Source organism: uncultured Jannaschia sp. (assembly GCF_947503795.1).
Classification (GTDB): Bacteria; Pseudomonadota; Alphaproteobacteria; order Rhodobacterales; family Rhodobacteraceae; genus Jannaschia.
In genome coordinates this window covers 1-20419 of record NZ_CANNEZ010000001.1, presented here as the reverse complement: position 1 = coordinate 20419, position 20419 = coordinate 1, and the positions used below count along the sequence as shown (strand labels likewise).

The window sequence follows — 20419 nt, the reverse complement described above, 5'->3', positions numbered from 1 at the left end:
CGAGACCGCACGATGCCCGTCCCGATATGCCCTCTTCCCGATGCCGGGCGCATCGCCGTCACCGGTCGGTCGGGCCGCGTCGCCCGGTTGGTCCGCCGGGTCTGGGGCGACAGCGTCCGATGGCACGGCCGCGCCGACGGGGCACTTGCCCCGCGCCTCGCGGGATGCGCGGCGCTGGTCTGTCTCGCCGGGGTCACCAGCGGTTCGGCCGATACGCTCCGCGGCAACGTCACTTCGGCGCTGGGCGCGCTCGACGCCGCGTCCGAGGCCGGGCTGCGCCGCGTCGTTCTGATGTCCTCGGCGGCGATCTACGGGCGCGTCGACTGCCCGGTCCACGAGGCGCGCGCGCCCCGCCCGGTCGCCCCGTACGGCGCATCGAAGGTCGATATGGAGCGCGCGGTACGGCATTGGCGCAGATCCCGGCCTGACGGGCCGGATGTCGTGATCCTGCGCGTCGGCAACATCGCAGGGGCGGACGCACTCCTGGGAAACCTGCGCGACGACACCCATCCCGCCCTCACGACCTTCGGCGACGGCACGACGCCGCGCCGTTCCTATATCGGGCCGCTCACGCTGGCGCGGGTCCTCGCCCGGATCGCCCTTCATCCCGGCCCGCTCCCCGATGTCATGAACGTGGCCGCGCCGGGCACCGTCGCCATGGCAGACCTCCTGGCCGAGGCGGGCCGCACGTGGCGACCGGTGCCCGCCGACTCCGCTGCGATCCCGTCCGTCGACCTCGATGTCGGGACGCTGTCGCGCCTCCATCGCGTGCCGCACGGCAGCGCTGCGACCCTCGTCTCCGAATGGCAGGCCTGCGCGGGGCAAGCCGCATGATCGGCCCGCGGCGCGCGTTCGATCTCGGCTTCGCATTGATCCTCGCCGTGATCCTCGCGCTTCCGATGCTGCTCATCGCGGCATTGATCTGGCGTCAGAACGACGGGCCTGTTTTCTTTCGGTCCGAGCGAATGCGAGGACCTGCGACCGCGTTCACGCTCTGGAAGTTCCGCACGATGCGACCCGACCCCCACGACATGGGTGTGACCGGCGGGCACAAGTCCGACCGCATCACACCGCTCGGACGCCTGCTCCGGCATGCGCGGCTCGACGAACTTCCTCAGCTCTGGAACGTGCTTCGCGGCGACATCGCATTTGTCGGGCCGCGCCCGCCACTCCGCCGCTATGTCGAGATGTATCCCGAACTCTATTCCCGCGTCCTTGCCGACCCGCCGGGGATTACCGGACTGGCGAGCCTCGTCTACGCCGCCCACGAGGAGCGTGATCTCGCCCGCTGCCGGACCGCCGCCGAGGTCGAGCATCTCTATGTCACCCGTTCCATCCCGCGAAAGGCCGCGCTCGATCTGCTCTACCGGAGGCACCGGCATCTCGGCACGGATCTGCGGTTGATGTTCTGGACGGCGACGCGGCTTCTGCCCGGCCGCATCCGACCGCGCCGCAGGGGACGCTACGCACGGTCCTTCGGCCGATCCTTCGGGCGGATCGCAGCGTCCGTCCCTCGGGTGTCGGTCGTCGCAAGGGTCCGCTCGATCGCGCGCAACCGCTCGATCACGTCGTCGCGATAGGCGTCGGTCGCGGCGTTCGATTCCTCGGCATGGGCGTCCTGCATGGAGTTCACGATCAGGCCGACCAGCAGGTTCACCACGGCAAAGGTCGTCATCATGATGAACGGCACGAAGAAGGCCCAAGCGTGGGGATAGACCTCCATGACCGGCCGGACGATGCCCATTGACCAGCTTTCCAGCGTCATGATCTGGAACAGGCTGTAACCCGACGCGCCCAGATGCCCGAACCATTCCAGAAGCTGCGCATTCCGCTCGGGCGTGCAGCCCTCGATCCCGAGGCCGAGGCAGCCGCCCCCGAACAGCTTCGTGGCCATTACCGCGCCGATATAGAAGATGATCCCCATCAGGAGGAACACCGACGCCATTCCGGGCAGCGCCGTGACGAACCCCTCGACGACGCGGCGCAGGCGCGGAAACACCGACACGATCCGCAGCACGCGCAGGATGCGCAGGGCGCGCAGCACGCTGAACGGCCCGGCATCGGGCACCAGCGCCACGCCCACGATCACGAAATCGAAGAGGTTCCAGCCCTGCCGCCAGAAGGCCCGGCCCTGTGCGATCATCTTGGCCCCGAGCTCGACCACGAAGAACGCGAGGCATGCCGTGTCGATCGCGACGAGCACGGGCCCGAACACCTCCATGACCGGCGGTACCGTCTCGAGCCCGAGGGTCACGGCGTTCAGCAGGATGACCCCGATCACGAGGTTGCGGGCGACGGGGTGGTCCAGAAGGGCAGCAAGGCGGGCGCGCATGTTCATCTCTCGAAACTCGTGACCAGCTCGATATGGGGTGACCAGCGGAACTGGTCCACCACCGTGATCGGCCCCATGCGAAACCCCGCCTTCGCGAGCGTGGCCGCGTCGCGGGCGAAGGTGCCGGGATCGCAACTGACGACCGCCACGCGCCGCAGGCCCGACGCAGCGATCTGCGCCATCTGTGCGGCGGCCCCCGCGCGCGGCGGGTCGATCACGGCGGCGTCGAAGCCTTCAAGCTCGTCGGGGCGGAGCGGCTCACGGAAGAGGTCGCGGACCGCGCCGGTGACGGGCCGCAGGCCGGGCGTCGCGCGCGCGGCCGCCAGAAGCGACGCGAGTGCCGGGCGATCGCCCTCGACGGCATGAACCGCGGCCGTCTCGGCCAGCGGGAATGTGAACGTGCCGCATCCCGCGAAGAGGTCCACCACCCGCTGCGCCCCGCCCAAGATCTCGGTCACGCGCGCGGTCAGGGCGGCTTCGCCCGCCGCCGTTGCCTGAAGGAACGCGCCTGGCGGCGGCGTGACGCGGGCGCGCCCCAGCGCCACCCATGGCGTGTCCTGCTGGACCGCGGGTTCGCCATTCCAGGTGATCCGCACAAACCCGTGCCCCTGTTCGGCCAGCGCCGCCAGCAAGTCGCGATCGAGGTCGCGGGCGCCGGTCACCGACAGATCCACGCCGGCGGCCGTCTCGGTCATCTGTAACGCGACCTCGACGCCGCGCGGCGCGGCGATCCGGGCCAGCGCCTCGAGCTGCGGCAGACGGGCCAGCAGCGCCGGGGAGAGCACGCGGCAGTCGGGGATGGCCACGATCTCGGCCGAGCCGCGGATATGGAACCCGATTTCGGCACCCTTGCGGGTCCTCCGTGCCGAAAGCGTCGCGCGGCGGCGGCTGCGGGAGGGCGAGGTCTCGACCGATGCGATTTCGGCCTCGAGACCGGCGCGGGCCAGCGCGGCGCGGACCAGATCCGCCTTCCACGTGGCGACGAACGCGTCGGAGGCGTGCTGCACCGCGCATCCGCCGCAACGCCTCGCATGGGGACAAGGCGCCGATACGCGGTCGGGCGAGGGCGTCACGATCCGAGGGGCGGACAGGCGGTCGCCTTCGACGTCCCCGGTCACCACCTCGCCCGGGAGGCTGCGCGCGACGTAGATCGGGCCGTCCTCGCCGGTCGCGATGCCGTCGCCATGGTGGCCGAGCCGGGTGATGGTGAGCGTCATGGCCGCGCCATACCGAAGGTCCGCCGCCCCGGCCAGCCCGTCAGGCCGCGACATCCTCGACGCCGATGAACCCGCCCGACTGACGCCGCCAGTACTTCGCATAGGTGCCCTCGGCGGCCAGAAGTTCGCCATGGGTTCCGGTCTCGACGATGCGGCCCGCCTCCATGACGACGATCCTGTCCATCCGGGCGATCGTCGACAGGCGGTGCGCGATGGCGATGACGGTCTTGTCGCGCATCACCTGGTCGAGCGCTTGCTGGATCGCGGCCTCCACCTCGCTGTCGAGCGCGCTGGTCGCCTCGTCGAGGATGAGAACCGGCGCGTCCTTGAGGATGGCGCGGGCCAAGGCGATCCGCTGCCGCTGGCCACCCGAAAGCTTGACGCCCCGTTCGCCGAGGAAGGCGTCATAGCCGGTATTGCCCTTATGGTCGCGCAGCCCGGTGATGAAGTCATGCGCTTCCGCCCGACGGGCGGCATCCTCGACCTCGGCATCGGTGGCGTCGGGACGCCCGTAGAGGATATTGTCGCGGGCCGAGCGATTGAACATCGCCGTCTCCTGCGTGACCATGCCGATTTGGTGGCGCAGGCTGTCCTGCGTGACATCGCGCAGATCGTGGCCGTCCAGGGTGATCGCCCCCTCCTCGGGGTCGTAGAGCCGCAGGAGCAGCGCCACGAGCGTCGATTTTCCCGCCCCCGACGCGCCGACGACACCCAGCTTCTCGCCCGGCTGCAAGGTCAGCGTCAGATCGCGCAGGCCGCCATCTTCGCGCCCGTAGGTGAAGGTCACGTCGCGCACCGCGACGGCTCCGTTCACCCGGTCCAAGACCCGCGCATCCGGTTTGTCGATCAGGGTCCAGCGCGGGGTGAGAGTGTTCATCCCGTCCTCGACCTCGCCGATATTGGCGTACATCGCCATCAGCGTGAACGACACCCAGCCGGACATCTGGCTGAGTCGGATGGCGATGGCGCCGGCGGTCGCGATCTCGCCCGGCGTGGCCTGCCCCGCGCGCCAGAGGAGGATCGCGCCGCCGATCAGGACCACGGGCAACACCCCCGCCAGCGCCATGAGCGTGAAGCGGAAGCCGGTGGACATGCGGCCGAAATCGATCGCCCGGTCGCGCAATGTCGACATCGCGTCGAGTGCGGCGCGGTCCTCGTGGTCGGCATGACCGAAGAGCTTGACCGTCTTGATGTTCGTGATGGTGTCGACGACCTGCCCTGTGACCATCGCGCGCGCCCCGGCCCGTGCCTTCGACCGCTTGCGGATGCGGGGCATGAAGTAGCGGAACATCACGACATAGCCGCCGAGCCAGATCGTCAGCGCGAGCGCAATGCGCCAGTCGATCGTGATGAGCAGGAGCGCCGAGCCGATCACCGAGGCCAGCGTGAAGGCGACGACGTTGATGACCTCGGACGTCACCTCGGTTACGGCGCGCGCGGTCTGCATCTGCTTGGTAGCGATCCGGCCCGCGAAATCGTTGTCGAAGAAGGTCACGGCCTGGCCCAGCGACCAGCGATGCAGGCGCGACTGCACCAGCGGATAAACCGAGGGCGACACGGCGAGACCGTTCATCGCCGCCGAGGCGCCGAATATCACCGGCCGCAGCATGAGGTAGAACGCGACGAAGCCCGCAAGGAGGAGCGCGTTGCGTACGAAATAGCCCTCCGGCCCGACCACCGCGCTGTCGATCACGGCACCGAGGAGGAACGCGGTCACAATCTCGGTCACGCCGGCCAGCGCCGAGATGGCGAAGGCCACGCCCACGACGCCCCAGGCCCCAGACAGGCACCAGCGAAAGAACGGCCAGAGCTCGGTCGGCGGCGGCCCGTCGGCACGTGCGAAGGGCGCGATCAGGTCGCCCAGCCGGGAGAGCATTGCGTCGATCATTGCGCCGCCGTTGTCGCGTCGGCGGCACGGGTGTCGATGAAGCCGCCCGACTGCCGTGCCCAGAACGCCGCATAGAGCCCGTCGCGTGCCAGAAGGGCGTCATGGGTGCCCTCTTCGATGATGCGGCCATCGTCGATGACGAGGATGCGGTCCATTGCCGCGATGGTCGACAGGCGGTGGGCGATGGCGATGACGGTCTTGCCCTCCATCATGCCGTAGAGCGTGTCTTGGATCGCGGCCTCGACCTCGCTGTCGAGTGCGCTGGTCGCCTCGTCCAGCACGAGGATCGGCGCGTCTTTCAGAATGACGCGGGCCAGCGCGATGCGCTGCCGCTGCCCACCCGAGAGCTTCACGCCCCGCTCGCCGACCTGCGCGTCGTATCCGCCGCGCCCCTCGGGGTCTTCGAGGTCGCGAATGAAGTCATGCGCCTGCGCCTTGGCGGCCGCAGCCTCGATCTCGGCCATGGTGGCATCGGCGCGCCCGTAGCGGATGTTCTCGGCCACCGACCGATGCAGGAGCGACGAATCCTGCTGCACCATGCCGATGGCGTGGCGAAGGCTTTCCTGCGTGACGGCCGTGATGTCCTGGCCGTCGATGGCGATCTGGCCCCGCTCGGGGTCGTAGAACCGCAGGAGCAGCTTCACGAGCGTCGACTTGCCCGCCCCCGAGCGACCGATCACGCCGACCTTCTCGCCCGGCGCGACATGCACGGTCAGGTCCGTGATCCCGCCCTTCGCGCCGCCGTAGTGATGCGTCACGCCGTCGAATGCGATGGCGCCGTCGGCGACTTTCAGCGGAACGGCCCCCGGCGCGTCGGTCAGGCGGATCGGCTGGGCGATGGTCTCCATCCCCTCCTCGACGACGCCGAGGGAGCGGAAGAACGAGGTCAGCGCCCACATGATCCAGCCGGTCATCGCGTTGAGCCGCAGAACAAGCGCCGTCGCCGCCGCGACGACACCGACGCTGGCGGTGCCCTGAACCCAGAGCATCACGCCCCAGCCGACGACGCCGACGATCAGGAGGCCGTTCAGCATCACGAGCGCCACGTCCATCACGGTGAAGATCCGCATTTCGGCCGCGAAGGTCCGGCGCGTCGTCTCGATGGCGTCGCGCGCGTAATCCAGCTCGCGCCCCTCATGGGCGAAGAGCTTGACCGAATGGATGTTGGTATAGGCGTCCACGACGCGGCCCGTGGTCATCGATCGCGCGTCGCTCGACGCCTTCGACGCGGGCCCGACCCGCGCCACCGTCCAGCGCACGAGGGCGGCATAGAGCGCCGCCCAGACCGCCAACGGGATCAGGAGCCGCGGATCGGCACCCCAGAGAAGGAACGCCGCGCCGAGAAGATAGGCCAGCGCGAAGGTGATCGCGTCGAAGACCTGGAACACCGCTTCGCCGGCCGCCGGCGGGGCCTGCATGATCCGGTTGGCGATCCGCCCGGCGAAATCGTTCTCGAACCAGCCGACCGATTGGCGCAGCACGTGCTTGTGCGCCCGCCACCGCATCAGCGTGCCGTAATTGGGCAGGATCGCGTTGTTGAGAAGCAGAACGTCGATCATTTGAATCGCGGGCCGCACGGCCAGGATGAAGAGCGCGACGAGCGCCAGCTCCCACCCGTGATCGGCAAGGAACTGGGCGGGCTGCGTGTCCGACAAGAGATCGACCAGCCGTCCCATGTAGGAGATCAGCCAGATCTCGACCGCGGCCACGATCACCGAGAAGAGCGCCGTGACCGCGAAGACGCGCGCGAAGGGGCGCGAATAGACGGCGAGGAACGGCCAGAGCCGGGACGGCGGCGTGTCTTCGTCGTCGTGCTCCACATAGGGATCGACCAGATTTTCGAAGTAGCGGAACATGGGCTGGGCCTTCGGGCTGCCCGCACCATATAGGCGTTCAGGCCGCGAAGACCATCAATCCCGACACGGCCAGCGCCGCCGCCATCACGCTCGTGAAGATGCGCCAGGCCAGCGGTGTCGTCAGCAGGTAGGCCAGAAGCGTGCCGGCGAAGGTCCAGAACAGGCAGACGAACAGGTTGATGCCACTGAACGCGCTCCCGATCCGGAGCGCCTCGAGATGGGCGGGCAGGTCGCTGGCATAGCCCGACGCGGCCGCCAACGCGATGATCCAGATCTTGGGGTTCACCCATTGGAAGAGCACCGCCTCGACGAATGTGAAGGGCCGGTCGCGGCCATCCGCCGCTGCGCCCTGTGCGCGCAGGAGCTTCCACGCCATCCAGAGGATCCACGCCACCGCTAGGACCTGCAGGGTAAGCTTGAGGCCCGGCAGCGCCAGAAGCACCGCCCCCACGCCCAGCGCCGTCAGCGCGGAGGTCACGCCCACGCCGAACGCGACGCCCAGCACATGCGGCAGCGTCGGGCGAAACCCGAATCGCGCACCCGACGCCGTCAGCAGGATGACGTTGGGGCCGGGCGTGAAGAGCCCGAAGAACACGAAGAGATAGAGCGGATCGATCATCCACGGCGCCGTGCCCCGCGCGAGGCTCCGCGGTCAAGCGCCGACTGCGCGAAGATCCTATTCTTCGAGGAGCCGCGCCTTCAGCGCCGCGCGGTCGAGACGTCCCTCGCTTGCCCGCCAGAGCGTGCGCCCGCGCGCCAGCGCCACCCCGAGATCCGGCCCCGACAGGTTCGGCATCAGGTCCTTCGCGGTCAAGGGGAACCGCGCCGTCGCCCCCCGCGCCGCCATGTCGAGGTCGCGCACATCCAGCGGCGCGCCCAGCAGGGCCGCACGCACCCGAAGCGCGTCAGCCGCCCGAACTCCCAGCGCATCGCCCAGCGCGAAGGGTGCCGTGCCGTCCCGCGCGGCGGTCGCGATCTCGTCCAGATGCCGCGCCTCCGCCTTCGAGAGACGCAGGCCCGACGCATCGCCCCCGAGCGCCGCCAGTCGCGCGATCCAGTCCGACGCGCCGTGATGCACCGCCGGGGCGAGCGCCGTCGCATCTCCCCCCGGCAAAACCCTTGCGAGGATGCCCGCCTGCGCCATCGCCGCGACGGCTGGGGCCGGATCGGGCGCGGCCAGCAGACGGCGCATCTCGTGCCCGATCCGTTCGGCACTCAGCCGCTCCAGACCCTCGGCATGCGCGGCGCAGGCGGCCAGACCCTCCGCATCGAGACCGAGCGCGGGGTCACCGTACCAGGCCGTGAACCGAAAGAAGCGCAGGATGCGAAGGTAATCCTCGACGATCCGGTCGGCGGGCGTTCCGATGAAGCGGACATGCCGCGCCCGTAGGTCCGACAGCCCGCCCAGCGGGTCGATCACGTGTCCCGCGGCATCAGCATAGAGCGCGTTCATCGTGAAATCGCGCCGCGCCGCGTCCTCGGCGACATTGTCCGAGAAGGCGACGGTCGCGTGGCGACCATGGGTCTCGACGTCGCGCCGGAAGGTCGTGATCTCGTGCGGGACGCCATCCGCGACGACGGTGACGGTGCCGTGGGCGATGCCCGTCGGGACCGGTTTCAGCCCTGCACCTTCGGCGAGCTCCACCACCCGTTCGGGATGCGCGTCGGTCGCGATGTCGATATCCGAGACTGGCGCATCCAGAAGCGCGTTGCGCACACAGCCGCCCACCGCCAACGCGCGGAAGCCCGCGTCGTCCAACATCGCCATGACCACCTGCGTGGTCGCGGCGGTCAGCCAGTCATCCTCGATCTTCACCCATCCGCTCCGCCAGTCCACGCAGGATCCGGGCGGTCGCCCCCCAGATGTAGTAGGGACCATAGGGCACGGCGTAGTAGCGGCGCCACTCCCCGCGCCAGCGGCGCTTCTCGACCACGTAACGGTCGGGGTCGAGCACATGTGCCAAGGGCACGTCGAAAATCTCGGCCACCTCGCCCGGCTCGGGCACCGGATCGAATGGCGCGATCCGGGCAAGAACAGGGGTCACCGCGAACCCCGTCACCGTCTCGTGGCAGGGCAGGCGCGCAAGGATGCGCGCGGCCCCCTCGGGCAGGCCGACTTCCTCGCGCGCCTCGCGCAGGGCCGCGATCTCGGGCGTCTCGCCCGGGTCCAGCTTGCCGCCCGGAAACGCGATCTGCCCCGGATGGTGGCGCAGCCGCGAGGATCGCTTGGTCAGCAGGACACGCGGGCCCGACGGCCCCTCCGACAGGCCGATCAGCACGGCCGCATCCCGCAAGACGCGTCCGCTCGGCAGGATCACGTCCGGGTTCAGATCGAAATCCGAGGATTGCGCGCTCCGCGGCGGCGCCGGTCGGGCCAGCGCCGCCGCGATGTCATCGAGCGTCATCGGCATCTTCGGACGCGGTCGCCTCGAAACCCAGCGTCTCGGGCTGGAACTCGTAATGCGCGCCGCAGAACTGGCAGTCGGCGGTGACGATGCCCTCATCGGTCGTCATGTGGCCGATATCGCGCGCCGAATAGATCGACAGCGACTGGCGCACCTTGTCGGCCGAGCAGGAACATCCGAAGCGCACCGGCTGCGGATCGAAGACGCGCGGCCCCTCATCGTGGAACAGCCGCACCAGAAGGTCGGTCGGGGCCAACGTCGGGCCGATCAGCTCCAGCTCCTCGGTCGTGTCGAGCAGGATGTTGACGCGGTTCCAGTTCTCGCCCGCATCGGCATCGAGCACGTCGGATGCGGCCATCAGACCGCCCTCGCCCGTGCCGCCCTCGCCGGTGACGGACATGCCCGCCTTGGGCATGTGCTGCAGCATCACGCCCCCGGCACGCCATTGCTCGGGCCCGCCCGCAAGGGTCGAGCGGCCATGGGCCAGCGCGAAGCGCGTCGGGATCTGCTCGGATTGCGCGAAATAGGTCTCGGCACAGGACGCGAGACTGCCCCCGGCGATCGGCGTGATCCCCTGATAGGGCGCCATGTCGGGCCCCTGGTCGATCAGGATGGCGAAATACCCCTTCCCGATCAGCTCGAACGGCGTCGCACCGGCCAGCGTCATCTCGGCCTGCCGGTCCTGATCGTAGCTGGCATAGGCGCGGATGCGTGCGGGCGCGCCGTCCTCGGTCGGGCCATAGTAGTCGGTCGCGATCAGCCGCGCGGGTCCGTCACCGCGGACCTGCAGCGACAGCTTCCAGCGCAGCTTGATCGTTTGCCCGATCAGCGCGGTCAGCGTCGCCATCTCGGCCACGAGCGATTCGACGGCGGGCGGATAGTCGTGCTGTTCGAGCACGCGCTCGAGTACGCCGTCGAGACGGGCGATGCGGCCGCGGATGTCGCTGGCGTCGAGCTGGAACGGCAGCACGGTATCGTCCCAGAGAAGGGTCGTGGCGTCGGTCATGTCGGAATCCTTCCGTTCGCGGCCCCGAATGCCATGGCAGGCGGCGGGGCGGCAATGGTCGCGCCCTAGATAGGAAACCACGGCGCGGGCGCAAGGCGGGCAGCGGGGCGCCGGTCCGCGGCGGGCGATTGGCGCGGCGCGCGCGGCGGGCTAGAGGGGCGCATGATCCCGATCTTCGGCCCGCCGCCCCGCCCCGGCATCCGGTATCGCCGCAGGCCCGGCGCATACGCGATCCTGCTTGATGCGGGACGCATCCTGCTGACCGAACAGGCAACCGAAGACGGCCCCGACCTTCAACTGCCCGGCGGCGGCATCGATCCGGGCGAGGCCGCGTTGCCCGCGCTCGCCCGCGAGGTGCTGGAGGAGACGGGCCACACCTGCCGCGTCCTGCGCCGCGTTGGCGTTTTTCGACAGTTCAACTGGATGCCGGAATACCGGATCCACGCCGAGAAGGTCTGTGCGGTCTATCTCTGCCGACCGGGCCTGCGGCTCGGGCCGCCCACCGAAGCGGGGCACCGGGCGATATGGATGCCGCCGGGCGCGGCCATGGCGCGGCTGCCTGCCCCCGGAAGCGCCGCGATCCTGCGTCACGTCCTGCGCGGGACGGGCTAGGCCGCAAGACCGGTCCCCGCCCCGGCCGCCGCCCCGTCGAAGCGCAGGAGCAGCATCGAGATGTCGTCGTCGAACGCCACGCCGCCGGCATGGGCGTTGAGCCCGTCGGTCACCTGCTCGACCCCGTCTTCGGTTGGCCCCGAGATCTCCGCCAGGATCGCCATCAGACCTTCTTCATCGAGCATCCGGCCCTCGGCATCGACGCATTCGGTCAGTCCGTCCGAATAGGCGAGGAACGAATCACCCGGCGCCAACCGCGCCTCGATGCACTCGAAGGTCGCGCCGGGGATCAGTCCCACCGGCGGCCCGCCCGCGCCGACGCGCTCGACATGCCCTCCCGCCCGGCGGATGAGCGGATGGGGATGCCCGGCCTGGCAGAGGCGGACCCGCCCGGTGCGGAGGTCGACATAGGCGAGGACGGCGGTGAAATAGATGTCCGAGGTCAGTTCCTGCAGCATGAACTCGTTGAGCGTGTCCATGACCACCTCGGGCGAGGCGGGCGGCCCGTTGGGGTCGGGAAAGGCGATGTTGCGCCACCGCGAGCGCCACGAGAACAGGCCCGCCAGCCGCCCGGTCAGCAGCGCCGAGGCGATGCCGTGACCCGAGACGTCGATCGAGATCAGCCCGATCCGCGTCGCGTCGATCGCGAAATGCCCCACGAGGTCGCCGCCGATCTGGCCCGAGGTCACGAGCCGCAGGCTGAGCTCGGCGCCGTCGACCGTATGATGGCGTGGCGCAAGGAACGCGCGTTGCAGCTTTCGCGCCTCGGCCAGGTCGCGCTGGATTCCGTCATGCAGCGCCCGCAGGTCATCGAGCGCCGATCGCACCTCCCGGTTTCGGGCAATCAGTTCCTCCTGCATCCGCAGGATGCGCCGACCGGTGGTGATGCGCGCGCGCAGTTCGGCCATGTCGACGGGGCGCGTCACGAAATCGTCCGCCCCGGCCTCCAGCCCGCGGGCCTTCATGCCGCGATTGGTCTCGGACGTCATCAGGATGAAATAGGCATAGCGGTCGCGCGCCAATTCGCGCACCGCGCGGCAGAGATCGGGGCCGTCCATGCCCGGCATCTGCCAATCGCTGAGGATCATGCGGATCTCCGCCGCCTCGTCCGACATGAGGATGTGGAGCGCGCAGCCCGCGTCCGGCGCCGTCACGACGTCGAGGTCCAGCCCCGCGAGAATGCGCGACAGAAGCGCACGCTGCGACGCGCTGTCATCCACCACGAGCACGCGGATCCGCGCATGCACAGTGGTCGGTTCGAGATCGGCGATCTGTCGCATGGCGTCCGTTCGAGCAATCCCGACGGGCCTAGCGGGCGGACCTTAAGGCGGGGTGAACGCTCGAATGCGGTGCATTTCGCCGCCGGGCGTTAAGGGCCGGTAAAGGTCGCGGGCCCTAGGTGTCGATGATGATCGATACCGACCGAATGTCCGAGCTTGAGGCCGAGATCGGCGCAGACGACCTGACATTCATCGTCGCCCTGTTCCTCGGAGAGGCGGAGGAGGCGATTGCCGAGATCGCGGGCGGCCTTGCCGATGATGCGCATGCGCGCGCGACGCATTTCCTGCGCAGCGGGGCGCTCAATATCGGGCTGACCGGGTTTGCCGAAGCCGCGGACGCGGCGGCCGCGGTCGCGGCACCTCTGCGGGCGGCGACCGCGGGGCCGCTCTCGACGGCGCTCGACGAAACCCGCGTGGCGCTGGGGCAACCGGCCATCGCCGCGTGATGCGTCAGATCACCAGCTCGCCCAGCATCGGATCCTCGCTCAAGTCGCGCCAGACGAAGCCGATCGCCTCCATCTCCTGCTCCAGCCGCTCGAAGGCGGCGGGGGTGTCGGTCTCGATCCCGATCAGGACGGTTCCGAAATTCCGCGCCGACTTCTTGAGGTATTCGAACCGCGCGATATCGTCCCGCGGCCCGAGGATATCGAGGAAGTCGCGCAGCGCGCCCGGACGCTGCGGCATCCGCAGGACATAGTATTTCTTGGTCCCCGCGAAGCGCATCGCACGCTCCTTGACGTCGGGCAGGCGCTCGAAGTCGAAATTGCCCCCGGTCGTGACGCAGACGACCCGGCGCCCCTCGATCTCGGGCCCGAGGTCGCGCAGCGCATCCACGGAAAGCGCGCCCGCCGGTTCCAGAACGATACCTTCGGTGTTCAGAAGCTCCTGGATCGTGATGCAGAGACGGTTTTCGGGCACGCGCAGCACATGGCGCTCGGGCACCTGGCTCAGATGCGCGAAGGTGCGGTCGCCGATCCGCGCCACCGCCGCGCCATCGACGAAGTTGTCGAGACGATCCAGCGTCACCGGGTGCCCGGCCGCCAGCGCCGCCGTCAGGCTTGCGCCCCCGCGCGGCTCGACCAGCCGCATCTCGGGCACGGTCTCAAGCCCGCGCCCGACCGCGCGCAGATAGGACAGCATCCCCGCCGTCAGGCCGCCGCCGCCCACAGGGGCCACGATCAGGTCGGGCAGAACGTCCATCTGTTCGATCATTTCGACGGCGACCGCGGCCTGCCCTTCGATCACGTCGTCGTCGTCGAAGGGCGACAGGAAATGCGCGCCATCCCCGGCGCAGAACGCCTTGGCCGCCGCCAACGTGTCGTCGAAGAAATCCCCGACGAGACGGATCTCGACCCGGTCGCCTCCGAAAAGACGGGTCTTGTCGATCTTCTGGCCCGGCGTCGTGACCGGCATGAAGATCACGCCGTCGACGCCCAGATGGCGGCACATCCACGCGACACCCTGCGCGTGGTTTCCCGCACTGGCGCAGGCGACGCGCACGCCGCCCAGCTTGCGCATCGCGTTGAACGCGCCGCGTAGCTTGTAGGATCGGACGGGCGTCAGATCCTCGCGCTTGAGCCAGATATCGGCGCCGAACCGGTCCGAGAGATAGTCGTTGCGCTGACAGGGCGTCGGCGGAAAGACATCCCGCATCGCCGCCGTCGCCGCCCGCGCGCGCTCGGCGAAATCAGTCAACGGGCCGCCCCTCGACCACGACGCCGTAGAGCGCGGTCAACGTGCCGACCCCGAACATCAGCCCGATCCACTGGACCACGAGCTGGTAGACGACGGTGATCAGCCCGCCGCCGCCGTCGATGACGGTCGGAAGCTGCAGAAGGGACGAGAAGGCGACCGTCAGGATGGCGAGCACCACCGCCGTGCCGGAATGGCCCGCCGTGGCGCGCATCGCCTCGCCGAAGGTCATCCTCTTTCCCACGGCCCCGGCCGGCAGCACGACGCCCAACCGGTAGAACAACAGCATCGCCACAAAGAGCGCGGCCGCGCTGATCAAGGCGCCGACGCTCGCCCCGAAGATGGGCAGCAGGAGCACCGACAGCATCGTCGCGACGGCTGCGACGATCGCGACCGTCGCGATACCCACGAGCAGCGAGCGCCCGAGATAGCCGAGCATCAGCCCGCCGTGGACCGGCGGCACCCAGCCGCGCCCCTCCTCGCCCAGCAGGACGAAGCGGTGCCACGCCACCGCGACCCAGAGATAGGCGAGGACGACGAAGCCGAATTCGATCAGCTTTGCGGTCGCGAAATCGCCCGTGTAGGGAACGCTCGGATCGAAGGTGACCTTTCCGACGAATTCCGTCCAGCCCGTCGCGACCCAGATCGACGCGATCGCGGCCAGGCCGTAGGGCAGCGCCGTCAGCCGCAGCGCGGCACCGAGATTGTCGAGGATGAGGTTCACCGCCCGCAGGAACAACTTCCAGCCCAGCATCGCGTCCACTCCGTCAGATCACCGTCGCGTCACCGCTACGCGCGGCCCTCGCCTGCGTCAACGCGGCTGCGGATCGACCGACCGGCCCGGCGCGCTAGGTCACGTCTTGGGCCATCGGCCTGCCAACCCACGGAGAATCTGCAATGAAATTGCTTCAGACATCGCTCGTGGCCCTCGCCCTGACCGGCACAGCCGCGCTCGCCGACGGCCACGCCGCCGCGCCGTTTTCGACCACGACGCTGGAATACGGCGAGAGCTATCTCGCCACGACCCTGATCGGGACACGGGTTCACGCCACCGACGGCGAGATCGACCCGACCGCCGCGCTGCCCGCCGGGACGGTCGCCGACTGGGACGATATCGGCGAGATCGGTGATCTGATCATCGGCGTCGACGGCTCTCTGCAGGCCGTCGTGATCGATGTCGGCGGCTTCCTCGGATTGGGCGAGCGCGAGGTGGCGCTGGACTGGTCCGCGCTGCGCGGCGTGCGCGAGGACGACGATCCGGGCGAGTATTTCCTCGGCGTGACCATGTCCGAAGGGATGCTCGAGAACGCGCCCGAACTGGTGCGCACCCCGGCCGAGTGACACCCCGGCGGGGGCGCATCCGTCCCCGCCTTTCCCTTGAAGCTTCTGCGCAAGGGGCATACCCGAAGGCCAAAGGCATTCGGAGACACCCATGGACGCGCCCAAGAAAGTCGTGCTCGCCTATTCCGGCGGGCTGGACACCTCGATCATCCTGAAGTGGCTCCAGACGGAATACGGGTGCGAGGTCGTGACCTTCACCGCCGATCTGGGCCAGGGCGAGGAGCTGGAGCCCGCGCGCAAGAAGGCCGAGATGATGGGCGCGACCTCGATCCACATCGAGGACCTGCGCGAGGAGTTCACCCGCGATTTCGTCTTCCCGATGTTCCGCGCCAACGCGCTCTACGAAGGGCTCTACCTGCTTGGCACGTCCATCGCCCGGCCGCTCATCTCCAAGCGCCTGGTCGAGATCGCCGCAGCCGAGGGAGCCGATGCGGTCGCCCACGGCGCGACCGGCAAGGGCAACGACCAGGTCCGCTTTGAATTGGCGGCCTATGCGCTCAACCCCGATATCAAGGTCATCGCGCCCTGGCGGCTCTGGGACCTGTCGAGCCGCACAAGGCTCATCGATTTCGCCGAGAAGCACCAGATTCCCATAGCCAAGGACAAGCGCGGCGAGGCGCCGTTCAGCGTCGATGCGAACCTTCTGCACACCTCGTCCGAGGGCAAGGTGCTGGAAGACCCGGCCGAGGAGGCGCCCGACTACGTCCTCCAGCGCACGACCCGTCCCGAGGACGCGCCGGACGAGGCACAGATGGTCGAGATCGGCTTCGAGCGCGGCGATGCCGTGTCGATCGACGGCGTGGCGATGTCCCCGGCCGCGATCCTCACGAAGCTCAACGAACTGGGCGGGGCGCATGGCATCGGCATCCTCGATCTCGTCGAGAACCGCTTCGTCGGCATGAAGTCCCGCGGCATTTACGAGACGCCCGGCGGCACGATCCTGCTCGAGGCGCATCGCGGGATCGAACAGATCACGCTCGATGCCGGGGCCGGACACCTCAAGGACAGCATCATGCCGCGCTATGCCGAGCTGATCTATAACGGCTTCTGGTTCTCGCCCGAGCGCGAGATGCTGCAGGCGCTGATCGACAAGAGCCAGGAGCATGTGACCGGCACCGTCCGCCTCAAGCTCTACAAGGGCTCGGCGCGCACCGTCGCCCGCTGGTCGGACCACTCGCTCTATTCCGAAGCGCATGTCACCTTCGAGGAAGACGCGGGCGCTTACGATCAACGCGATGCCAAGGGGTTCATCCACCTCAACGCGCTGCGCCTGAAGCTCGTGGCGAACCGCAACAAGCGGGTCGGCGGCCGCTGAAGGTGCGGGGCCAATTCCTCCCGAGGAATTGGATCGAATTCTTCCAAGAATTCGGCGCGCGGCGGTGAGCGTCGCGCGCCTGGCCCTGACGACGGCGATCTGCGCCCTGGGTGTCGTGGTCTTCGCTTGGGCCGGCCTGCCGCTTCCGTTCCTGCTGGGCCCGCTTTTTGCCTGCCTCTTCGCCGCCTTGGCCGGGGTCCACCTCGTCTCCTGGGCGCCGCTGACGGACACCATGCGCACCGTGCTCGGGGTCGCGGTTGGTGCGTCGCTGTCGCCCGCGCTGATCGGCCAGCTTCCCGCCATGGCGCTCAGCCTGATGCTCGCGCCGCTTTTTCTGCTGGCGGCGGGGCTGGCGGGATATCCCTATCTTCACCGCATCTGCCGCTTCGATCGGGCGACCGCCTTCTATGCCGCCATGCCCGGCGGGCTGCAGGACATGCTCCTGTTCGGCGAAGAAGCGGGCGGCGACCCCCGCGCGCTCTCGCTTCTGCATGCGACCCGCGTCCTGTTGATCGTGACCATCGTGCCTGCGATCCTCGTCATCGCCTATGGCATCGACCTGACGACCGCGCCCGGCGCGGCGCTCTCGGCCGTGGCACCGATCCAGCTTGCGCTGATGGCCGTCGCGGGGCTGGTCGGCTGGCGCGTGGCCAAGCGGATCGGTCTCTTCGGCGCGTCGATCCTCGGGCCGATGATCCTCTCCGGCGCGCTGGCCCTTGCGGGCATCATCGAACAGCGCCCGCCGGCCGAGGCGATCCAGGCCGCGCAGTTCTTCATCGGCATGGTCGTCGGGGTGAAGTACTCAGGCATTACGCCGGCCGAGGTACGCCGCTTCCTCGTGGCCGGGCTGGGGCACGCGCTGATCCTCGCGGCCATCGCCGCCGCCTTCGCCGAGATCGTCTACCTCCTGGGCCTCGCCCCGCCGATCGAAGCGATCCTCGCGTTTTCGCCCGGCGGCCAGGCCGAGATGGCGGTGATGGCGATCGTCGCGGGCGCCGACGTGGCCTATGTGATCCTGCACCACCTGATGCGGATCGTGCTGGTCATCACCTGCGCGCCGCTCGTGTTCCGATGGCTGGACCGCGACGCCCCCTGACACGCGCGTGATGAAACGTGTTTGGCCAACGCGCGTTTGTCGCGGCAAGGAGATCTCATGACACGCATCGCCCCGGCCTTCGCCCTCGCCCTCGCCTCCCTGATCCCCACCCTCGCGCCCGCCGCGACAGCCACCTTCGCGGGCGGCTGTTTCTGGTGCGTCGAATCCGATTTCGAACGCGTCCCCGGCGTGGGCGACGTCGTCTCGGGCTTTACCGGCGGCTCGACCGCCAACCCGGTCTATCGCCGCTCGGGCGACCATATCGAAGCGGTCGAGATCCCCTACGACCCCGCGACGGTGAATTACGCGACGCTCGTCTCGCTCTTCCTGCGGTCGATCGACCCGCTGGATGCGGGCGGGCAGTTCTGCGACCGCGGCCTCGAATACACCTCCGCCATCTTCCCCGCGACGCCTGAAGAGGACGCTATCGCCCGCGCGGCTCTCGCCGAGGCGGCGGCCGAGTTGGGTCAGCCGGTCGCCACCAAGATCATCCCCGCCGGGACCTTCTACCCGGTCGATGACTACCATCAGGACTACTACAAGTCCGACGACCGGCTCGGGATCACGTCGGTCGGCGTGTTCGTCACCAAGGCCGATGCCTACAAGCGGTACCGCAAGGGCTGTGGCCGCGACGAACGCGTGCGCGCGGTCTGGGGCGACGACGCGCCGTTCCTGCCCTAGCGCCGCCGCCCGCCCCGCCGCGCGCCGGGCGTCTTCGAATGAAAGCCGGGCGGGCGCGTGCGGATCCACTGGATGAACGCGGCCAACCGCGGGTGACGCCGCAGCGCTTCGGGCGTGTTCCAGAGCCGGGCGAGCTCGGCCTCGGACGCGCTGGCATGGATCTCGTTGTGACAGATCTGGTGCACGAGCACGACCGCCCCGCCCTTGCCGCCGCGCAGCTTCGGGACGAGGTGATGCAGGCTCTGACGCGCCTCGGCCGGGATAACCCGGTCGCAGAGCGCGCAGAGCGGCAGCCCCGTTTTGGGATCGATCTCATTGCCTTCGGGAACGCGCTGCGCCATGGCCCCGAGGATGGAGCGCGGCGCATATCCGGCAAGCATCTCGATCATCGGCGCGGGACCCGCGGGCCTTGCCGCCGCCGAAGTCGCGGCCCGCGCCGGCGTGCGCGTCACGATCCACGACCACATGCCGAGCCCGGCCCGCAAGCTGCTGATGGCGGGCAAATCCGGCCTGAACATCACACATGACGGCCCGCCCGACACATTCGGCACCGAAGAACTGGCCCCTATTCTCTCGGCCTTCGGGCCGACCGAGATCCGCGACTGGATGGACGGGCTGGGCCAGCCCTCCTTCATCGGCTCGACGGGCCGCGTCTTTCCGAAGGCCATGAAAGCCTCGCCGCTTCTGCGCGCTTGGCTCGCCCGCCTCGCCGATCTGGGCGTGACGCTCGAGACGCGCGCCCGCTGGACCGGATGGACGGGCGACGCGCTGCGGATCGGGGATCGCCTCGTCACGCCGGACGCCACGATCCTCGCGCTGGGCGGCGCGTCGTGGCGGCGGCTCGGGTCTGACGGGGCATGGGCCGACCTGCCGGGGCTGGACGGGATCGTGGCCCCCTTCGCGCCGTCCAATATCGGCTTCCGAGTGGCCTGGAGCGAGCACATGACCCGGCATTTCGGGCACCCCATCAAGAACGCGGCCCTCATCGTCGACGGCGTCGCGCATCGGGGCGAGGTCACGCTCTCGGCCGAAGGGCTCGAGGGCGGCGGGCTTTATCCCTTGACGCCGCGCCTGCGGGATGGCGCGCCGCTGACCCTCGATCTCAAGCCCGACCTGACGGTCGAAGAGCTGCGCGACCGGCTGGCCCGAACACCGAAGGCCAGCCTGCCGAACCGGCTTCGCAAACTGGGGCTCGACCCGGTGCAGATCGCGCTGGTGCAGGAATGGGGCCGTCCCGTGCCCTCCGATCTCGCGCCCCTCCTGAAGGCGCTGCCGGTGCCCCTGCTCGGTCCACGCGACATGGATCAGGCGATTTCGACCGCCGGGGGGCTGCGCTGGGACGCGCTGGACGCCGATCTGATGATGATCTCAAGGCCCGGCACCTTCGCCTGCGGCGAGATGCTGGATTGGGAGGCCCCCACCGGGGGCCACCTTCTCACCGCCTGCCTCGCGACGGGACGCTGGGCCGGGGCCGCCGCCGCCCGCCATGCCATGCGCGCCTGACCCCTTCGATGTTCCGCAAATATGCCGGGGTCCGGGGCGGAGCCCCGGCGGGGGGGGGCCCCCCCGGGGGGGGGGCGGCACCCGCCCCCCCCCCCCCCCCCCCCCGGGGGCCCCCCCCCCGCCCCCCCCCCCCCCCCCCCGGCGGGGCCGCCCCCCCCGCCCGGGAGGGCGGCGCGGGCGCCCCCCCGCCCCCCG

General features: G+C 69.5%; 21 protein-coding genes. 9 read left to right on the top strand and 12 right to left on the bottom strand.

The window, feature by feature from the left end:
* The first annotated feature begins 12 nt into the window (after window positions 1–12).
* Window positions 13–834: an NAD(P)-dependent oxidoreductase gene (locus tag Q0833_RS00105; RefSeq protein WP_298428797.1), complete on the top strand. Its 822-nt coding sequence runs from the start codon at window positions 13–15 to the stop codon at window positions 832–834.
* Entirely contained in the window at window positions 804–1580 is a 777-nt protein-coding gene (locus tag Q0833_RS00100; RefSeq protein ID WP_367274927.1) for a sugar transferase, read from the top strand. The genes Q0833_RS00105 and Q0833_RS00100 overlap by 31 nt, the downstream gene beginning before the upstream one ends.
* Here Q0833_RS00100 and Q0833_RS00095 read toward each other — a convergent pair.
* From Q0833_RS00095 to Q0833_RS00060, 8 genes are read right to left on the bottom strand one after another with little or no spacing between them, the layout of a single operon-like run.
* Window positions 1463–2338 (bottom strand): ion transporter, encoded by an 876-nt coding sequence (locus Q0833_RS00095; RefSeq protein WP_298428794.1) that lies wholly within the window; start codon window positions 2336–2338, stop codon window positions 1463–1465. The two genes, Q0833_RS00100 and Q0833_RS00095, sit on opposite strands and share 118 nt — an antisense overlap.
* On the bottom strand, window positions 2335–3549 hold the full coding sequence (locus Q0833_RS00090) for a class I SAM-dependent RNA methyltransferase (RefSeq protein ID WP_298428792.1): 1215 nt from the start codon (window positions 3547–3549) through the stop codon (window positions 2335–2337). Before Q0833_RS00090 ends, Q0833_RS00095 begins: the two co-directional genes overlap by 4 nt.
* A gap of 40 nt (window positions 3550–3589) precedes the next feature.
* The gene (locus tag Q0833_RS00085; RefSeq protein ID WP_298428790.1) at window positions 3590–5437 is read right to left on the bottom strand and encodes an ABC transporter ATP-binding protein; all 1848 of its coding nucleotides are present in this window, start codon (window positions 5435–5437) and stop codon (window positions 3590–3592) included.
* Window positions 5434–7293, bottom strand: coding sequence for an ABC transporter ATP-binding protein (locus Q0833_RS00080; protein WP_298428788.1), 1860 nt, complete (start codon window positions 7291–7293; stop codon window positions 5434–5436). The genes Q0833_RS00085 and Q0833_RS00080 overlap by 4 nt, the downstream gene beginning before the upstream one ends.
* A gap of 37 nt (window positions 7294–7330) precedes the next feature.
* Window positions 7331–7912, bottom strand: a complete 582-nt coding sequence (locus Q0833_RS00075; protein ID WP_298428785.1) for a LysE family translocator — start codon at window positions 7910–7912, stop codon at window positions 7331–7333.
* Between the two features lie 57 nt (window positions 7913–7969).
* On the bottom strand, window positions 7970–9109 hold the full coding sequence (locus tag Q0833_RS00070) for a CCA tRNA nucleotidyltransferase (protein WP_298428783.1): 1140 nt from the start codon (window positions 9107–9109) through the stop codon (window positions 7970–7972).
* The gene (locus Q0833_RS00065; RefSeq protein ID WP_298428781.1) at window positions 9093–9698 is read right to left on the bottom strand and encodes a CoA pyrophosphatase; all 606 of its coding nucleotides are present in this window, start codon (window positions 9696–9698) and stop codon (window positions 9093–9095) included. Before Q0833_RS00065 ends, Q0833_RS00070 begins: the two co-directional genes overlap by 17 nt.
* The gene (locus Q0833_RS00060; RefSeq protein WP_298428779.1) at window positions 9685–10704 is read right to left on the bottom strand and encodes an Hsp33 family molecular chaperone HslO; all 1020 of its coding nucleotides are present in this window, start codon (window positions 10702–10704) and stop codon (window positions 9685–9687) included. Before Q0833_RS00060 ends, Q0833_RS00065 begins: the two co-directional genes overlap by 14 nt.
* 162 nt (window positions 10705–10866) lie before the next feature.
* On the opposite strand from Q0833_RS00060, the gene Q0833_RS00055 reads away from it, so the two are divergent.
* Complete coding sequence (locus tag Q0833_RS00055) at window positions 10867–11316, top strand: NUDIX hydrolase (protein ID WP_298428777.1); 450 nt, start codon at window positions 10867–10869, stop codon at window positions 11314–11316.
* On the opposite strand, the gene Q0833_RS00050 is transcribed toward Q0833_RS00055, so the two are convergent.
* Window positions 11313–12596 carry a PP2C family protein-serine/threonine phosphatase gene (locus Q0833_RS00050; protein ID WP_298428775.1) on the bottom strand — a complete coding sequence of 428 codons (1284 nt, stop codon included), beginning with the start codon at window positions 12594–12596 and terminating at the stop codon, window positions 11313–11315. The two genes, Q0833_RS00055 and Q0833_RS00050, sit on opposite strands and share 4 nt — an antisense overlap.
* 125 nt (window positions 12597–12721) lie before the next feature.
* On the opposite strand from Q0833_RS00050, the gene Q0833_RS00045 reads away from it, so the two are divergent.
* On the top strand, window positions 12722–13042 hold the full coding sequence (locus tag Q0833_RS00045; RefSeq protein WP_298428773.1) for a hypothetical protein: 321 nt from the start codon (window positions 12722–12724) through the stop codon (window positions 13040–13042).
* Between the two features lie 4 nt (window positions 13043–13046).
* On the opposite strand, the gene ilvA is transcribed toward Q0833_RS00045, so the two are convergent.
* Window positions 13047–14291, bottom strand: a complete 1245-nt coding sequence (ilvA, locus tag Q0833_RS00040; protein ID WP_298428771.1) for a threonine ammonia-lyase IlvA — start codon at window positions 14289–14291, stop codon at window positions 13047–13049.
* Window positions 14284–15042 carry a hypothetical protein gene (locus Q0833_RS00035; protein WP_298428769.1) on the bottom strand — a complete coding sequence of 253 codons (759 nt, stop codon included), beginning with the start codon at window positions 15040–15042 and terminating at the stop codon, window positions 14284–14286. The genes ilvA and Q0833_RS00035 overlap by 8 nt, the downstream gene beginning before the upstream one ends.
* A 143-nt stretch (window positions 15043–15185) precedes the next feature.
* Here Q0833_RS00035 and Q0833_RS00030 point away from each other — a divergent pair, with 143 nt between their 5' ends.
* From Q0833_RS00030 to msrA, 4 genes are all read left to right on the top strand, one after another.
* Window positions 15186–15629, top strand: coding sequence for a PRC-barrel domain-containing protein (locus Q0833_RS00030; RefSeq protein ID WP_298428766.1), 444 nt, complete (start codon window positions 15186–15188; stop codon window positions 15627–15629).
* Between the two features lie 91 nt (window positions 15630–15720).
* Window positions 15721–16944, top strand: a complete 1224-nt coding sequence (locus Q0833_RS00025; protein ID WP_298428763.1) for an argininosuccinate synthase — start codon at window positions 15721–15723, stop codon at window positions 16942–16944.
* Between the two features lie 64 nt (window positions 16945–17008).
* Window positions 17009–18040, top strand: coding sequence for an AbrB family transcriptional regulator (locus Q0833_RS00020; protein ID WP_298428761.1), 1032 nt, complete (start codon window positions 17009–17011; stop codon window positions 18038–18040).
* Between the two features lie 57 nt (window positions 18041–18097).
* Window positions 18098–18721, top strand: coding sequence for a peptide-methionine (S)-S-oxide reductase MsrA (gene msrA / locus Q0833_RS00015; RefSeq protein WP_298428758.1), 624 nt, complete (start codon window positions 18098–18100; stop codon window positions 18719–18721).
* Here the strand turns inward: msrA and Q0833_RS00010 are convergent.
* Window positions 18718–19062, bottom strand: coding sequence for an HNH endonuclease (locus tag Q0833_RS00010; protein WP_298428755.1), 345 nt, complete (start codon window positions 19060–19062; stop codon window positions 18718–18720). The genes msrA and Q0833_RS00010 overlap by 4 nt on opposite strands.
* Window positions 19063–19072: 10 nt before the next feature.
* Here Q0833_RS00010 and Q0833_RS00005 point away from each other — a divergent pair, with 10 nt between their 5' ends.
* Complete coding sequence (locus tag Q0833_RS00005) at window positions 19073–20224, top strand: TIGR03862 family flavoprotein (protein WP_298428753.1); 1152 nt, start codon at window positions 19073–19075, stop codon at window positions 20222–20224.
* Window positions 20225–20419 lie beyond the last annotated feature (195 nt).

Bases quoted from the DNA above. Each gene is read 5' to 3' on its own strand.
- Q0833_RS00105 (WP_298428797.1), top strand. From the start codon at position 13: ATGCCCGTCCCGATATGCCCTCTTCCCGATGCCGGGCGCATCGCCGTC.
- Q0833_RS00045 (WP_298428773.1), top strand. From the start codon at position 12,722: ATGATGATCGATACCGACCGAATGTCCGAGCTTGAGGCCGAGATCGGC.
- Q0833_RS00090 (WP_298428792.1), bottom strand. From the start codon at position 3,549: ATGACGCTCACCATCACCCGGCTCGGCCACCATGGCGACGGCATCGCG.
- Q0833_RS00085 (WP_298428790.1), bottom strand. From the start codon at position 5,437: ATGATCGACGCAATGCTCTCCCGGCTGGGCGACCTGATCGCGCCCTTC.
- Q0833_RS00080 (WP_298428788.1), bottom strand. From the start codon at position 7,293: ATGTTCCGCTACTTCGAAAATCTGGTCGATCCCTATGTGGAGCACGAC.
- Q0833_RS00065 (WP_298428781.1), bottom strand. From the start codon at position 9,698: ATGACGCTCGATGACATCGCGGCGGCGCTGGCCCGACCGGCGCCGCCG.
- Q0833_RS00010 (WP_298428755.1), bottom strand. From the start codon at position 19,062: ATGGCGCAGCGCGTTCCCGAAGGCAATGAGATCGATCCCAAAACGGGG.
- Q0833_RS00075 (WP_298428785.1), bottom strand. From the start codon at position 7,912: ATGATCGATCCGCTCTATCTCTTCGTGTTCTTCGGGCTCTTCACGCCC.
- Q0833_RS00025 (WP_298428763.1), top strand. From the start codon at position 15,721: ATGGACGCGCCCAAGAAAGTCGTGCTCGCCTATTCCGGCGGGCTGGAC.
- Q0833_RS00005 (WP_298428753.1), top strand. From the start codon at position 19,073: ATGGAGCGCGGCGCATATCCGGCAAGCATCTCGATCATCGGCGCGGGA.
- Q0833_RS00060 (WP_298428779.1), bottom strand. From the start codon at position 10,704: ATGACCGACGCCACGACCCTTCTCTGGGACGATACCGTGCTGCCGTTC.
- Q0833_RS00100 (WP_367274927.1), top strand. From the start codon at position 804: ATGGCAGGCCTGCGCGGGGCAAGCCGCATGATCGGCCCGCGGCGCGCG.
- Q0833_RS00050 (WP_298428775.1), bottom strand. From the start codon at position 12,596: ATGCGACAGATCGCCGATCTCGAACCGACCACTGTGCATGCGCGGATC.
- Q0833_RS00035 (WP_298428769.1), bottom strand. From the start codon at position 15,042: ATGCTGGGCTGGAAGTTGTTCCTGCGGGCGGTGAACCTCATCCTCGAC.
- Q0833_RS00095 (WP_298428794.1), bottom strand. From the start codon at position 2,338: ATGAACATGCGCGCCCGCCTTGCTGCCCTTCTGGACCACCCCGTCGCC.
- Q0833_RS00030 (WP_298428766.1), top strand. From the start codon at position 15,186: ATGAAATTGCTTCAGACATCGCTCGTGGCCCTCGCCCTGACCGGCACA.
- msrA (WP_298428758.1), top strand. From the start codon at position 18,098: ATGACACGCATCGCCCCGGCCTTCGCCCTCGCCCTCGCCTCCCTGATC.
- Q0833_RS00055 (WP_298428777.1), top strand. From the start codon at position 10,867: ATGATCCCGATCTTCGGCCCGCCGCCCCGCCCCGGCATCCGGTATCGC.